Raw genomic sequence first — 15,243 nt, forward strand, 5'->3', positions numbered from 1 at the left:
TGTAGAATGTGATTCATTTAAATCCTGTAGAATGTGATTCATTTAAATCCTGGGGATTTAAATGAATGTTTTATTAGTTTGGAAAGTATTGATAATTTAGAACTCCTTACGTTGCAAAAGGTAAAAAAGGAAAGCCTGCACATAGCTTCAAACGCAAGAAATAAGCTTCACCGTCCTGAGCTTGACGGTAAAAGCTGCTTCACAATTACAAAATTCTGGGGGAAGCACAAATGACATTTAAAATCAACAGATTCAAATCAGTAGCGTTAGCAGGAGCTTTAGCATTCGGTGGATTTACAGCAGTAGAATTATTACAACCTTCAATACAAGCACAAGCAGCTGTAGCTGATGATTGGCCTTACAAAACATTCCCACAGTTACATAATTTATCAAACAACGCTGATTTAAACTTTGGCAATTTAAAACAAGGACAAACAATCACAGCTAGAGAAGTAATTGGTGGCGGAGATTGGGCAACGGTTAAAATCTATCGTGTAATGGACGATATGTCATTAGCTCGTTACAAAACAATTACTGATTCAGACCCAGCTGAAAATTCAGCTACATTTACAACACAAATCACAACAGCGTACGACCCAGGTAATTATGTGGCGGTAATGCAATACGGTTATGAATTTGAAGGAAAATCTTATTATTCATATTTCACTGGCAACATATTCACAATCAGCAAATAATTAATTACAAATTGGGAGGAATTTCACATGAAAACAATGAAAAAGAAAATCGGTATGACAATGTTGGCTTCAGCAATCGCATTAGGAGGTTTAGCTACTCTTGAGTTAGCTAAACCTGTATCAAAAGTAGCAGCAGCTTCAGGTTATGGAGCTAGCGTAAACACAACACACGCGAATTGGTATGTTGGCACTAATGAATGGGTGCATATTAAAATCAAAAATGACAACAAAGATTATGAAGTTGAGCTTCGTATGCAACCACAAATTTTGAAAAATGGCGTATGGGTAAATGTGAACAATCCTTTAATTTCTTGGTTTTTACCTGGAGAATATGTAGGAATGAGCATTGACATTGGCAAACTTAATTACAAAGGTGTAGGCATTACTGAAAAAGGCACATATCGCTTGAAAGTCGATACGCTTAAAACAACAGATTCAGGTGCAGGTTCTGAATATTTAGGAACGTTTAACACAGACGTATTTTATTTAAAATAATAAAACTCTCTTTCGAGAGTTTTTATTTATTTATGTATTGAATATTAATATTCAATACATTTTGTAGAAATAATAAATGGCACTATAACTTCAAGTTACAGTGCCATCATTTCATATCCTTAATCATTTCTAAACGTTGTAGTCGTCGTTCCTCACGTTCTTGTTCTTGCTTTATCGTTTCATCATCTTTATGAAACAAATCGCCCCACACGGTCATGGCGAACATTAACATCATTATTATTACCGACACGAATAACAATATTGTTTTCACCCGCTCAAAATCTACTGTACTTTTCACCGTTCACATACCTTTCGTTTGGGTACTTGTCTAAAGCTTGGTCCAATCTTTCATCATGAAGGAACATGTGGCATTGCCATTCAGATTTGCTTCTATTACGTGTGGAATACAAGAATTGACAATCATTTTTCACCAAGTATTGAAACAAGCTGTATTTGTATATAACTTTTATAGGTTCTTTCTTTTTCCTCATTTGTACTTCTCCCCTAATTGGTAATTTCACGCTGTAGCTCCTCCTTTTCGAATATCCGTTTTCCGTTCCAATATCATTTGGTATCCATATGGGTAGCGGTACTCATCGCATAACGCATATAAGATTCTTGCGATTTTCCAATCAATATTGGAAATCAGGTCAATCAATAATGTGACTCCTTGTTCCATTAACACCTCAGCGGTCATTTCTAAATCGTTCACAAGATTGAACTTTTCATTTGGGTCAAGATACCATTTCAAATATGTGTGAACCATTGGTACATTCCGATTACTGTATTTAGCCATTAACATATTTATCATCGTCATTGTTAAACGTCTGTTCATATCAATAGCCCCGTAGAATGCTTTCGATATAATCCGCAGTTGGCATGTCCAATAACTTCATTTTGTCACTTGAATATTTTCATGACCAGCAATCTTCGAGCATGAATACAGGTCTAAGCCGTTTCTAAGGTTCGACTGAATGGCGTAATGACGTAACGTGTGCGGTGTGAACAACGAATGTCTTCACGAAACGCCAGCACGCAAGCCAGCGATTTTAACGATGTTTTCAATTTGTACGGTACATATCGGTTTACCAGCTCTCGATAGAAAATAATTGTCATGTTCCAATGTTTTATTTTTAAAGTAATTAACTTTTATTCGTTCATAACGTATCATGTATTTCTTCAGCATTAAGCTTATTGGGGCGAACCTCCATTTTGAACCTTTTCCCATAATCCGCAAATTCATATCGTATACCCAATCAGATTGTAAGTTAATTAGCTCGCTCATCCTCATGCCAGTATCCACAAACATTGCTATTATTACTTTATTTCGTGCGTTCAAATACGTTTTAAAATCGTAAGCTTCAATCATCTTCGCCACTTCATCATCTGTGAACGTTTTTATTACTTCCACGTCTTCTTTAAGCAACTTTATTTTGTTCATGATGTTTACGCCCACATATTCTTCATTCATCAAGTATTTATAAAAGCTCCTCAACGATTTAATCAATGTATTAATGTAATTGGCTTTTTTCCCTGAGCTAATTTGATGTTGTACAAATTTCTTAATATGAAATGTGGCAATGTCTTCTACATCATCTACTTCATGGTGCTCGTCCAAATATGTTATAAGCTGTCCCACATTGTAATTGTACGTGTTGATTGTCCTCTCGGAATAGTTCTTGATTTTCAAATCAAATACGAATTCCTTCAACAAATCTTTGAGCAAAACAAAAAACCTCCTGCCCATGTGAATTTACACATAAACAAGAGGTTTTTGTACGACCAAGTATTTGCTTCCGCATTGCTCAATTCAAGCGTTAGCAAATTGCTTTGTATGACAAAGTTCAGTCGATTTTTTTATTTTCTACAATTATTTTTTAAGATTGTAGAAAGATTTTAAACCATCGTAAACAGCGATTTCGCCTAGTTCGTCTTCGATGCGTAATAATTGGTTGTACTTAGCAATACGGTCAGTACGGCTCATAGAACCAGTTTTGATTTGGCCAGCATTAGTTGCAACTGCGATGTCAGCGATTGTAGCATCTTCAGTTTCACCCGAACGGTGAGATACAACTGCTGTGTAACCAGCACGTTTAGCCATTTCGATTGCTTCGAAAGTCTCAGTTAAAGTACCGATTTGGTTAACTTTAATTAAGATTGAGTTAGAGATACCTTTTTCGATACCTTCAGCAAGTTTTTGAGTGTTAGTTACGAATAAGTCGTCACCAACTAATTGAACTTTGCTTCCAAGACGCTCAGTTAATAACTTGTGGCCGTCCCAGTCGTTTTCGTCTAAACCATCTTCGATAGAGATGATTGGGAAGTCTTTGCAAAGCTCTTCGTAGAAATCAACCATTTCTGCAGAAGTTAAGCCAGTACGGCCTTCGCCTGCAAGGTCATATTTACCAGTTTCTTTGTTGTAGAACTCAGAAGAAGCAACGTCCATTCCTAAGAATACGTTCTCGCCAGCTTTGTAACCAGCTTTTTCGATAGCTTCGATGATTACTTCTAATGCTTCACGGTTAGAACCAAGGTTTGGAGCGAATCCACCTTCGTCACCTACTGCAGTGTTAAGACCTTTGTCATGTAATACAGCTTTTAATGCATGGAATACTTCAGCACCCATACGGATTGATTCTTTGAATGTTGGAGCACCAACTGGTAAGATCATGAACTCTTGGAAGTCAACGTTGTTATCAGCGTGAGAACCACCGTTGATGATGTTCATCATTGGAGTTGGTAATTGTTTTGCATTGAATCCACCAAGGTAACGGTATAATGGAAGACCTACATAGTCAGCTGCTGCGTGAGCTACTGCCATAGATACACCAAGGATAGCGTTAGCGCCTAGTTTACCTTTGTTTGGAGTGCCATCTAATTCGATCATAGCACGGTCGATACCAGCTTGGTCAGTTACGTCGAAACCAGCGATTTCTGGAGCGATAATTTCGTTAACGTTGTTTACTGCGTTAACAACACCTTTACCTAGGTAACGAGATTTGTCACCGTCACGTAATTCTACTGCTTCGTGCTCACCAGTAGATGCACCACTTGGTACGATAGCGCGTCCGAATGCGCCGCTTTCTGTGTAAACTTCTACTTCTACAGTTGGGTTACCACGAGAGTCAAGGACTTCGCGAGCGTAAACATCAATAATTGTTGGCATAATAAATTCTCTCCTTTTATTTACATAAATTATTTGATAATTGTTTTACCTGTCATTTCTTTCGGTTGTTCCACATTTAAAAGTGTTAGCATTGTTGGGGCGATATCTCCTAAAATACCACCTTCACGAAGCTCTACATCATTTTTTGTAACGATGAAAGGAACCGGGTTAGTTGTGTGAGCTGTCATTGGTCCACCATCAGCAGTTAACTCCTGATCAGCATTACCGTGGTCAGCAGTAATAAGTGCTACACCATCTTTTGCAAGAATCGCTTCTACAACTTTTCCTAAACATTCGTCAGTTGCTTCTACTGCTTTAATTGTTGGTTCCATCATCCCAGAATGGCCAACCATATCACAGTTCGCAAAGTTAAGAATGATAACATCATGTTTATCATTTTCGATTTCATTTACTAAAGCGTCCGTTACTTCGTAAATGCTCATCTCAGGTTTTAAGTCATATGTTGCAACCTTTGGTGAGTTAATTAAAATACGCTCTTCTCCTGGGAATTCAGCCTCACGACCACCGCTAAAGAAGAATGTAACGTGCGGATACTTTTCAGTTTCCGCGATGCGAAGTTGCTTTAATCCCGCTTGCGCAACAACTTCACCTAATGTGTTATCAAGGTTCATTGGCTTGAATGCCACGTAACCATCTACAGTTTCACTGAAGTGTGTCATACAAACGAATTCAGGAATGTGAGGTACTTTTTCACCACGATCGAACTCACGGAAGTCTTCGTTTGTAAATACACGAGCAATTTGAATTGCACGGTCTGGACGGAAGTTATAGAAGATAACTGCATCATCATCATTGATTGTTGCAACTGGCGTTTCATCTTCATTAACAATGACAGACGGCAATACGAATTCATCATAGATACCATTTGCATATGAGTCTTCTACACACTCATGTGCTGATTTATAAGTAGGGCCTTCACCATTCACCATAGCACGGTAACATTTTTCTACGCGATCCCAACGCTTGTCACGGTCCATGGAGTAATAACGACCAGAGATAGTCGCGAATTGTCCTACTCCTGTTTCTTTAATCACTTCATTTGTTGCATCGATATAACCTTTTGCTGTTTTTGGTCCGACATCGCGGCCATCTAAGAATGCATGGATGTATACTTTCTCCACGCCTTCTTTTGCTGCTAAGCGAAGAAGAGCAAACATGTGGTTCATGTGACTGTGCACACCACCGTCAGAAAGTAAACCGAATAAATGAAGAGCAGTACCTTTTTCTTTCACGCTTTTAATTGCATTTTGGAAAGTTTCGTTCTTATCGAACTCGCCTTCACGAATTGCAACGTTTACGCGTGTTAAGCTTTGATATACTACGCGGCCAGCACCGATATTTAAGTGACCAACCTCTGAGTTACCCATTTGACCTTCTGGAAGACCTACTGCCTCACCGCAAGCTGTAAGCGTTGTGTGAGGGAATTTGTTCCAGTAACCATCAAAATTAGGTTTCTTAGCTTGTGCTACAGCATTCCCGTAAGTTTCTTCACGTAGTCCGAAACCGTCAAGAATGATTAAAGCTGTTGGCTTTCTCATTTTACCGCCCCCAGAAGACCTAAGAACGAAGCAGGCTCTAAGCTAGCACCGCCAACTAAAGCGCCGTCGATGTCAGATTGTGCCATATACTCTTTAATGTTTTCTGGTTTTACGCTACCGCCGTATTGAATACGAACAGCTTCTGCAGCTTCTGGAGAAACAGCTTCTGCAACAACTTTACGGATGTGCGCACATACTTCATTTGCATCTGCAGAAGAAGAAGATTTACCTGTACCGATAGCCCAGATTGGCTCATAAGCGATAACAGTTGCTTTAACTTGCTCTTCTGTTAAACCTGCAAGTGCTTTTGTCACTTGACCTGCTACTAGATCAAATGTTTTTCCGCTTTCGCGCTCTTCTAAAGTCTCACCACAGCAAACGATTGGTGTTAAACCATGTTCAAATGCTGCAAGCGTCTTTTTGTTTACTGACTCGTCTGTTTCAGCAAACATTTCACGACGCTCAGAGTGGCCAAGTACTACGTAGCCTACTTTTAAGTCGCTAAGTGCTACTGGGCTAATTTCGCCAGTGAATGCACCATTTTTTTCGAAGTGCATGTTTTGTGCACCTACTTGTAAGTCAGTTCCTTCAGTCGCTGCTACTAAGCGCTCTAAGAATAGAGCTGGAGAGCAAACTACTGCATCAACAGCTGAAGCTGCTGGGATTTGACCTTTAACTTCCTCTACGAAGCTAACTGCTTCAGATAGAGTTTTATTCATTTTCCAGTTACCTGCGATAATTGGTTTACGCATGCTTTACACCGTCCTTTTTCTTTGGCTGCTACTTATTTGTCGTTAAGACAAACTACACCTGGAAGCTCTTTACCTTCCATGAATTCTAATGACGCACCGCCGCCAGTAGAAATGTGGCTCATTTTATCAGCCATACCGAATTTTTCAACAGCTGCTGCAGAGTCACCACCGCCGATAACAGAGTATGTATCTTCTGCATCTGCTAATGCTTGTCCTACTGCTTTTGTACCTTCAGAGAATGGAGTCATTTCGAATACACCCATTGGTCCATTCCATACAACAAGCTTAGAGTTTTTAATTACATCTGCGTAAATTTCACGTGTTTTAGGACCGATGTCCACGCCTTCCCAGTTAGAAGGAATAGAGTCGATACCAACGATTTGAGTTGTTGCAGTTTCAGAGAATTCCTCTGTGATTACAACATCAACTGGCATATAGAAGTTTACGCCTTTTTCTTTTGCAAGTTGCATAAACTCTTTAGCTAGTTCAATCTTGTCGTCTTCACATAGAGATAGACCAATTTCATGACCTAAAGCTTTAACGAATGTGTAAGCAAGTCCGCCACCGATGATTAAGTTATCTACTTTGTCTAATAGATGACGAATTACACCGATTTTATCTTTTACTTTCGCACCACCGATGATAGCTGTGAATGGACGTTCTGGGTTAGAAAGTGCTTTACCTAATACCTCTAACTCTTTTTCCATTAATAAACCAGATACTGCTGGTAGGTAGTCTGCGATTCCTGCTGTAGAAGCGTGAGCACGGTGAGCTGCACCGAATGCATCGTTTACGAAGATATCAGCAAGAGCTGCAAATTCTTTCGCAAGTTCTGCATCGTTCTTTTCTTCGCCCGCATAGAAACGTACGTTTTCAAGAACTAATACGTCGCCTTCGTTCATTGCTGCAACCATTTCTTGTGCAACTGGTCCGAATGCTTCGTCTGCTTTCTTAACATCTTTACCAAGAAGCTCGCCTAAACGTGCTGCTACTGGAGTAAGACGTAATTCTTCTACTGCTTGACCTTTTGGACGGCCTAAGTGGCTTGCTAAAATAACTTTCGCACCTTGCTCTACTAAATATTGAATTGTAGGAAGAGCTGCACGGATACGAGTTTCATCTGTAATTTTGCCTTCTTTCATAGGTACGTTGAAATCAACACGGCAAAATACACGCTTACCTTTTAAATCTACGTCACGAATTGATTTTTTGTTCATTGGATTTCCCTCCGACTACTAGTTAGGATTGACAAAACCCATTCAAAAGCTTAACACATTTGCTTCTAAAACGAAAGAAGAGAGAGAGGGAACAAACCCTCTCCCTCGTTTTGTCATTGATTGCTTATATACTTAAGAATTAAAGACCTTTAGAAGTCATGTATGCAGCTAAGTCTACTACACGGTTAGAGTAACCAGTTTCGTTATCGTACCAAGAAAGTACTTTAACCATGTTACCTTCCATTACCATTGTAGATAATGCATCGATTGTAGAAGAAGCTGTGCATCCGTTATAGTCGATAGATACTAATGGCTCTTCGCTGTATCCAAGGATACCTTTTAATTCGCCTTCAGCTGCTGCTTTGAATGCTGCGTTTACTTCTTCAACTGTTACTTCTTTGTCAAGTTCAACAACTAAGTCAACAAGAGAAACGTTAGCAGTTGGAACACGTACAGCGCCACCGTTTAATTTACCTTTAAGTTCTGGTAATACTAATGCTACAGCTTTAGCAGCACCAGTAGATGTTGGGATCATGTTTTCAGCTGCTGCACGAGCACGACGTAAATCTTTGTGTGGTAAGTCTAAGATTTGTTGGTCGTTAGTGTAAGAGTGAATTGTTGTCATCATTCCGCGTTTTACGCCGAATTTTTCGTTTAATACTTTAGCGAATGGAGCTAGACAGTTTGTAGTACAAGAAGCGTTAGATACTACGTTGTGGTTAGCTGCATCGTATTGTTCGTGGTTAACACCCATAACTACAGTGATATCTTCGTCAGAAGCTGGAGCTGAGATGATAACTTTCTTAACTGATCCACCTAAGTGTTTCTCAGCGTCTGATTTTTTAGTGAAACGACCAGTAGATTCTACTACTACTTCTACTCCGTAGTCGCTCCATGGTAATTGAGCTGGGTCACGCTCAGCGATAACTTTAATTTCTTTACCGTTAACAACGATGCTGTTTTCGTTAGCAGATACTTCTGCATTTAAAGTTCCGTGAACTGTGTCATATTTTAAAAGGTGAGCTAATGTTTTAGCATCTGTTAAGTCGTTGATTGCTACTACTTCTACCTCAGAGTTGTTAAGAGCTGCGCGGAATACGTTACGTCCGATACGTCCAAATCCATTAATACCAATTTTAGTCATTTGAATTTCCTCCTTGGGGGATTATATTAAAGGGTAATACCCTTTGTTAACTGTTTTGCTGCACCTTCATCTGTAATTAGAATTGAAGTGTGCCCTTGTTTAATTACAGCCTGTATTGCTTTTGCCTTCGAAGAACCTCCAGCGACTGCAACAACGTGAGATACATGTTGTAAATCCTCTAGTTGCATACCAACTGTTCTTACTTTATGAACAACATTCCCTTGTTCATTAAAGTAGTAACCGAAAGCTTCGCCAACTGCTTCGCTCGCTTGAATCTTTAACCAATCTGCTTCTGAAGTATTTCTGCGACGTGCCATTGTTAACGCATCACCAATTCCATGAATGACGATATTGGAAGATCGAATCAACTCAAGAACTTCTTTCACGGAAGGCTCTGTCACAATAGACGCATATGCTTCGCTACTAACGTGATCCGGAACATACAATAAGCGATAATTGCTCATCGTATTTTGCGCCATTTTGGCACAAATGGTATTGGCTTCTAATTCAACACCTTCTCCAATTCCACCACGAGCTGGGACAAATAGCATATGTAAATCTTTGCAGTCAAGTTGCATCATGTCCGCAGCAGCAGCTAGCGTTGTTCCTCCAGCCACAGCAACGATATTATTCGCTGTCAGACGGTCTTTTATACAAGTCACACAAGCACGGCCCATCTCCAGTTTGACCCAAGGTGATTCATCACTATCACCAGGGACAACGAAAACTTCATCCAAGTCTAATGTTTCCTTAAGTTGTTTTTCTAAAACCTTTAACCCGGAAATTTCTTTCATAAAGTCTTCCAAAGCAAGAACTAAAGTTGTTCCTTCTTCTGTCAAAGTCATTCCAGAAGAAGCGACGTGAACTAAGTTTTGTTCTTTCAAAACTTGCACTTCACTTCGCAATACTCGTTCTGTCATACCAAGACTTGCAGATAAGTTTCTTCTTCCAATGGGCTGCATAAGCCTAATGTACTGAAGAATTTGCATTCTTGTTTGCATAACAGGTAGCAGATCAGGTAATAATTTTTTTGTATTCTGAATCCATGAGCGCATATTTTTTCTCCTCACTACATTGGTTCACTTCCTCTTGTGGTCACTTTGTGTCCCGTAGTGACATTTTATGTCCCACATAGGTTAAAAAAAATAATCCCTGCTACGTGTATTATTGTAACAGGAGATAGAAACTTATTCAACTCTTAACTGCATTGTTTATATAGTTTATTATGACACCTTTGTGAATGTTACCATATTCTACTTGTTTTCCGTCTATTTTTACGACTGGAATCATAAGGTGATATTGCTCTAAAAGGTCATCATCTTCATATATATCTATTTCCTCGATCTGAAAAGAATATTCACATTGCACTTCTTTCAAAACTTGTTTCGCCTTTTCACAAAGACCACAATCTTTTTTTGTATATAGTACAACTTTCATCTTCTTCACCTATCCAATTGTTTTTCTTAGAGACGAAGCGGGAATATGCATTTGTTCTCTATATTTTGCAACTGTTCTTCGAGAAATAACGATTTCATGCTCTTCTTCTAATAATTTTGAAATCTTTTGATCTGAAAGTGGCTTTTTCTTATTTTCTGCCTCAACAAGCGTTTGAATGAACCTCTTTACACGTTTAGTAGAAACAGCCTCATCCTCCGTTGTAGCAACAGCGTTACTAAAGAACGATTTCATTTCAAACAACCCGTGCGGCGTTTGCACATATTTATTACGTGTTGCACGGCTAATCGTAGATTCATGTACACTTAACTCTTCCGCAACTTCTTTTAAAGCGAGTGGTTTTAAATGCTCTGGACCTTTCCAGAAGAAATCACGTTGTTTTTCCATAATAATACTCATCACTTGTAAAAGTGTTTGCTTTCTCTGTTTCAAACTGCGCATAATCCATTGCACATGTTGATACTTTTCAGATACATACGAAGCAACTTCGCTTTCACTATTATGAAGAAGCGCACTATATTCTGAATGAATTTCAATTCTTGGCATATTCCGTTCATTCATTTGTAAAACGAGACGATCACCGTCTTTTTTCACAGCCATATCAGGAGCAATATAAAGCGGTTTATCAGATGAAAATGCAAGCCCTGGTTTCGGCTGCAATGATGTAATGCAGTTTACAGCATCCTGTAATTCTTCATTGCTACACTTCATAACTTGAACGAGCTTGCGCCAATCTTTCTTAATGAAATAAGCGAAATGTTCATCCACAATTTCTTCAGCCAATCCATCCCTTCTTTGTAAGCGCTTCAATTGAAGGGATAGACATTCCTGAATATTACGCGCCCCTACCCCTGCTGGCTCTAATGATTGAACAAGTTGTATAGAACTGTCTACCACGTCAATTGGCGCAGAAAGTAACTCTGCTAATTCTTCATTCGTTTCTTGTAAGTATCCATTCCCATCCATGTTCATAATGATGAAAGAAGCTGTCTTTCGCTCTGCTTCATCTATTTTATAATACTGTATTTGATCTAATAAATGTTGCTGAATCGTTGTCGAATCTACACTGTAGATTTCCATTTGATTGTCGACTTGTTTGCTGGTACTTTTACTTGTGTTAGAGCTCTTTTTCTTCTCCCTTTCAAAACCACCTAACTCAATAAGGGGATTCTCTAACGATTGCTCATACAAAAACTCCGATAATTCTTGTACATTATACTGGAGCATTGTAATCGCTTGCCTTAACTCTTGTGTCATTGCCAAACGTAAGCTTTGTTCTTGTAAAAGACTTGCCTTCAAACTAATCTCCCCCTTGTTTCTATTGTACAATAAGTTTGGTAAAAGGAGAATCCTAACGCAGACACCCATTCCAAAATATTATTAATTTATATGTATTAATGAAATTTATATCTTACAACCGAAAAATGAATAATATTGAAAGAAAATAATGATCCTAATTTATTATTACCACATACTAATAGTAATTCCTATAACTAGATATAACAAGAGGGGAATAAAAAAAGTCCTAACCTACAAAATGTAAGTTAGGACTTTTTAACGCGCCCAGAGGGATTCGAACCCCCGGCAGACGTGGTACCGGAAACCACCGCTCTATCCGACTGAGCTATGGGCGCATGATTTAAAAACAGTTATTTTCTCTTCATATAATAGCAATAAAACCCATCTAAATCAATAAAAATATCCCCGCTCTCCTTTGTACTCCTGAAAAATGATTACATACATATTTAGTTGTGCTTTTCATTCCACACACCCCCTAAATTTTCCAATCATAAATTCACCCCAAATCACAAATTATAATCTTTGAATTGACATTCCAAAGGGGGCTTCATTAAATGACTGTAATTACAAAACTAAAGCAAACTGTTTCTGGATTAAAAAGTGCACAAGCTAGCTTAGAGGGATTCGCTCTTGATACAGATAACCAACAAGCTAAGCAACTTTTCCAAACAGCTGCGCAGCAAACACAAACAATTATCGACTCTTTAAACCCACGTGTTGAAGAAGTCCAACAAGAAGAACCACAATATTCACAACAATAACCGGAAGTACCATTTCATCTAATGGTACACAGTTAGAGAAAAAGGATGATATGCAATCATCCTTTTTCTCTAAAATTACATAACGCAATAGAAATGGAATGATTATAATGCGAAAAATCGGACTCATAGCCGCGTTATTTTTGCTTCTATTCGGTTCACTTACTGGATGCGATAATAGCCCATTAGATAAAAAGGTAAAGAAAGAAGAAGCAAAACGAACGAAAGAAGAAAAAGGCCCAAAGTTAACAAAAATGAGTACAGAATCCTTTAATCAATCTATATCGCAAGAAGCTAAGAAAAAAGCTCTCGCTATGGATGGAATTATACAAGCTACCGCAGTTAATACAAATTTAGATTTTTACATAGCCGTCAAACCTGAACATCACGAAAGATTTGGTTTAAAGCCTTTACGAAGCAAATTAAAAAAGATGCTAAGTGACGAAAATCCCACTTTTGATATTCGTGTAAGTACAGACAAAAAGATCTTTATGCTCATAGAAGAACTTGAGAACAAAATTAAGAAAAAGAAAGTAAGTAAGGATGGAATTAAAAAACAATTGAAACTCATTCAATCAGAAATGGAATCTAATATTTAAGCTTTCTAAAAGAGAAGGAAGGATTCAAATGTCTAGTAAAGATAAAAATTTAACACCTGTACAACAGGAATATAAAAAATTCGAACAACAGCGCGAACCGAAGCGTCCTGTTTTAAAAAATTGCATAAAAGCCTTTTTCGTCGGGGGATTAATTTGTCTAATAGGCCAACTGATTTCCACCTTTTATATTACTTATTTTGATTTCACTGAAAGGTCTGCAGGAAATCCTACAGTTGCAACTCTTATTTTTATCTCTATGCTACTAACGGGATTTGGCGTCTACGATCGCCTTGGGCAATTCGCTGGTGCTGGTACCGCAGTTCCTGTTACTGGATTTGGCAACTCCGTTATTGCCGCATGTATTGAACACCGTACAGAAGGATTCGTTCTCGGCGTCGGTGGTAACATGTTTAAACTAGCAGGATCTGTTATTTTATTTGGCGTATTTTCCGCTTTTGTTATCGCTCTTATTAAAACCATTCTCTTTCAATGGGGAGGGCTGTAAATGTTACAAGGACACCGAACATGGGTATTCGAAAACAAACCAGTTATCATCTCAACAGGTGTAGTCGGTGGACCCTTTGAAGCAAAGGGAAAAATCCCTGCAGACTTCGATACCCTTCATGAGGATTTATGGCTTGGACAAGACTCTTACGAAAAAGCACATAAAATTTTGTTTGAAGAAGCTTGTAGCCGCGCAACTGAAAAAGCAAAACTTCGGAAAGATGATATTCAATTCGTACTCGCTGGAGACTTAATTAACCAAATTACGCCTACTAGCTTTGCATGCCGTACACTTGGTACACCTTATCTCGGATTATTCGGTGCTTGTTCCACATCTATGGAAGGATTAGCACTTGGCGCAAGTATTGTAAATGCAAAAGGCGCAAAATATTTATTAACTGGTGCCTCAAGCCATAACACAGCCGTAGAAAAACAATTCCGCTATCCAACTGAGTATGGTGGCCAAAAACCACCTACAGCCCAGTGGACCGTAACTGGTGCAGGTGCAGCTATTTTGAGCAGTGAAGGATACGGTCCGCAAGTAACATCAGCAACAATTGGACGAGTTATTGATATGGGACTAACAGATCCTTTTAATATGGGAGGCGCGATGGCTCCTGCTGCTGTCGATACAATTGAAGCTCATTTAAGAGAAAGACAACTTGATGCAACTTACTACGATTTAATCGTAACAGGCGATCTCGGACACGTTGGCCGTGAAATTGCTTATGACTTATTACATAAACATGGGACGAAAGTAACGAGTGAACAATTTCAAGATTGTGGACTACTCATTTATAGAGAAGGTCAACCTGTAATAGCTGGTGGAAGTGGTCCAGGCTGTTCAGCAACAGTCGTGTACGGACACTTGTTAAACAGAATGAAAAAGGGAGAATTCAAAAAGATACTAGTTGTTGCGACAGGTGCTTTACTATCTCCTCTTACATTCCAACAAGAAGAAACAATTCCATGTATCGCTCATGCTGTATCGATCGAATTTGGAGGTGTAAAGCAATGATTTTTTTCTGGGCTTTTGTCATTGGAGGGCTTATATGTGTAATTGGTCAACTTATGTTCGATGTCGCAAAACTTACTCCTGCTCATACGATGGCAACACTCGTTGTTGCTGGAGCTATATTAGATGGATTTAATTTGTATGAACCATTAATTGATTTCGCTGGGGCTGGGGCAACGGTACCAATTACAAGCTTCGGTAACGCCCTCGTTCACGGTGCTATGGAAGAAGCTGCAAAACACGGAATCGTCGGCGTAATTACTGGCATGTTTAAAGTAACAAGTGCTGGTATATCTGCAGCTATCATATTCGGATTCATTGGTGCATTACTATTTAAACCGAAAGGATAAGAGGTGTTTTCATGACTGTTATCGCTAGTGTAAAAACGTGTCTTGCTAGCTTAAGGGGCGCCCAAGCTAACTTAAGTACCCTTTCGCAAAATGCTGCGGATGAAGAAGCAAAACGTGTCTTTCACGAATGTATGTTAGAAATGGACAGCGTCATCGCTGATTTAAAAAATAGAGTTTCAGTATTAGAACGTGAAGAACCTCAATATAAAGGTTTTTAAGCAGACTGGAGGAAATT

The 15,243-nt window shown here is 38.8% G+C and carries 18 protein-coding genes, 1 tRNA gene and 1 pseudogene; 8 read left to right on the forward strand and 12 right to left on the reverse strand.

All coding sequences use genetic code 11. The features are described from left to right. The first annotated feature begins 230 nt into the window (after positions 1 to 230). Positions 231 to 695 (forward strand): DUF5065 family protein, encoded by a 465-nt coding sequence (locus DJ93_RS10930; protein WP_042980815.1) that lies wholly within the window; start codon positions 231 to 233, stop codon positions 693 to 695. Positions 696 to 722: 27 nt separating this feature from the next. Further along, complete coding sequence (locus DJ93_RS10935) at positions 723 to 1,190, forward strand: hypothetical protein (RefSeq protein ID WP_042980817.1); 468 nt, start codon at positions 723 to 725, stop codon at positions 1,188 to 1,190. Positions 1,191 to 1,296: 106 nt separating this feature from the next. Here DJ93_RS10935 and DJ93_RS30445 read toward each other — a convergent pair whose 3' ends face one another. From DJ93_RS30445 to DJ93_RS11000, 12 genes and pseudogenes are all read right to left on the reverse strand, one after another. After that, positions 1,297 to 1,488, reverse strand: coding sequence for a hypothetical protein (locus DJ93_RS30445; protein WP_042980819.1), 192 nt, complete (start codon positions 1,486 to 1,488; stop codon positions 1,297 to 1,299). Between the two features lie 219 nt (positions 1,489 to 1,707). Further along, positions 1,708 to 2,025, reverse strand: coding sequence for a hypothetical protein (locus DJ93_RS10950; RefSeq protein WP_042980820.1), 318 nt, complete (start codon positions 2,023 to 2,025; stop codon positions 1,708 to 1,710). A gap of 60 nt (positions 2,026 to 2,085) precedes the next feature. Continuing rightward, a pseudogene (locus DJ93_RS10955) lies at positions 2,086 to 2,916 on the reverse strand (tyrosine-type recombinase/integrase); the annotation flags it as partial. A 144-nt stretch (positions 2,917 to 3,060) separates the two neighbouring features. Then, complete coding sequence (eno, locus tag DJ93_RS10960) at positions 3,061 to 4,356, reverse strand: phosphopyruvate hydratase (RefSeq protein ID WP_042980821.1); 1,296 nt, start codon at positions 4,354 to 4,356, stop codon at positions 3,061 to 3,063. 29 nt (positions 4,357 to 4,385) lie between these two features. After that, on the reverse strand, positions 4,386 to 5,915 hold the full coding sequence (gene gpmI / locus DJ93_RS10965; RefSeq protein ID WP_042980822.1) for a 2,3-bisphosphoglycerate-independent phosphoglycerate mutase: 1,530 nt from the start codon (positions 5,913 to 5,915) through the stop codon (positions 4,386 to 4,388). Next, on the reverse strand, positions 5,912 to 6,667 hold the full coding sequence (gene tpiA, locus DJ93_RS10970; protein ID WP_001231042.1) for a triose-phosphate isomerase: 756 nt from the start codon (positions 6,665 to 6,667) through the stop codon (positions 5,912 to 5,914). Before tpiA ends, gpmI begins: the two co-directional genes overlap by 4 nt. Before the next feature lie 32 nt (positions 6,668 to 6,699). Further along, the gene (locus DJ93_RS10975) at positions 6,700 to 7,884 is read right to left on the reverse strand and encodes a phosphoglycerate kinase (protein ID WP_042980823.1); all 1,185 of its coding nucleotides are present in this window, start codon (positions 7,882 to 7,884) and stop codon (positions 6,700 to 6,702) included. 139 nt (positions 7,885 to 8,023) lie between these two features. Beyond that, entirely contained in the window at positions 8,024 to 9,028 is a 1,005-nt protein-coding gene (gene gap / locus DJ93_RS10980; RefSeq protein ID WP_000161236.1) for a type I glyceraldehyde-3-phosphate dehydrogenase, read from the reverse strand. 26 nt (positions 9,029 to 9,054) lie between these two features. Further along, positions 9,055 to 10,083, reverse strand: coding sequence for a gapA transcriptional regulator CggR (cggR, locus tag DJ93_RS10985; protein WP_042980826.1), 1,029 nt, complete (start codon positions 10,081 to 10,083; stop codon positions 9,055 to 9,057). Positions 10,084 to 10,219: 136 nt separating this feature from the next. Continuing rightward, the gene (locus tag DJ93_RS10990; RefSeq protein WP_042980827.1) at positions 10,220 to 10,465 is read right to left on the reverse strand and encodes a glutaredoxin family protein; all 246 of its coding nucleotides are present in this window, start codon (positions 10,463 to 10,465) and stop codon (positions 10,220 to 10,222) included. Positions 10,466 to 10,474: 9 nt separating this feature from the next. Continuing rightward, entirely contained in the window at positions 10,475 to 11,782 is a 1,308-nt protein-coding gene (gene rpoN / locus DJ93_RS10995) for an RNA polymerase factor sigma-54 (protein WP_042980829.1), read from the reverse strand. Positions 11,783 to 12,041: 259 nt separating this feature from the next. Next, positions 12,042 to 12,117 (reverse strand) — tRNA-Arg (locus tag DJ93_RS11000). Positions 12,118 to 12,336: 219 nt separating this feature from the next. Between DJ93_RS11000 and DJ93_RS11005 the strand changes: the two genes are divergently transcribed. From DJ93_RS11005 to DJ93_RS11030, 6 genes are all read left to right on the forward strand, one after another. Then, entirely contained in the window at positions 12,337 to 12,543 is a 207-nt protein-coding gene (locus DJ93_RS11005) for a DUF1657 domain-containing protein (RefSeq protein WP_000216166.1), read from the forward strand. Between the two features lie 107 nt (positions 12,544 to 12,650). Then, positions 12,651 to 13,139 carry a YhcN/YlaJ family sporulation lipoprotein gene (locus DJ93_RS11010; protein WP_042980831.1) on the forward strand — a complete coding sequence of 163 codons (489 nt, stop codon included), beginning with the start codon at positions 12,651 to 12,653 and terminating at the stop codon, positions 13,137 to 13,139. A gap of 28 nt (positions 13,140 to 13,167) precedes the next feature. Beyond that, the gene (gene spoVAC, locus DJ93_RS11015) at positions 13,168 to 13,644 is read left to right on the forward strand and encodes a stage V sporulation protein AC (RefSeq protein ID WP_002034730.1); all 477 of its coding nucleotides are present in this window, start codon (positions 13,168 to 13,170) and stop codon (positions 13,642 to 13,644) included. Then, positions 13,645 to 14,661, forward strand: coding sequence for a stage V sporulation protein AD (gene spoVAD / locus DJ93_RS11020; protein WP_042980833.1), 1,017 nt, complete (start codon positions 13,645 to 13,647; stop codon positions 14,659 to 14,661). Next, positions 14,658 to 15,008: a stage V sporulation protein AE gene (spoVAE, locus tag DJ93_RS11025; RefSeq protein WP_042980834.1), complete on the forward strand. Its 351-nt coding sequence runs from the start codon at positions 14,658 to 14,660 to the stop codon at positions 15,006 to 15,008. Before spoVAD ends, spoVAE begins: the two co-directional genes overlap by 4 nt. A gap of 11 nt (positions 15,009 to 15,019) precedes the next feature. Continuing rightward, positions 15,020 to 15,226, forward strand: a complete 207-nt coding sequence (locus tag DJ93_RS11030) for a DUF1657 domain-containing protein (protein ID WP_042980835.1) — start codon at positions 15,020 to 15,022, stop codon at positions 15,224 to 15,226. The last annotated feature ends 17 nt before the right edge of the window (positions 15,227 to 15,243 follow it).

The sequence above is a fragment of the Bacillus clarus genome, from assembly GCF_000746925.1.
Lineage (GTDB): Bacteria > Bacillota > Bacilli > Bacillales > Bacillaceae_G > Bacillus_A > Bacillus_A clarus.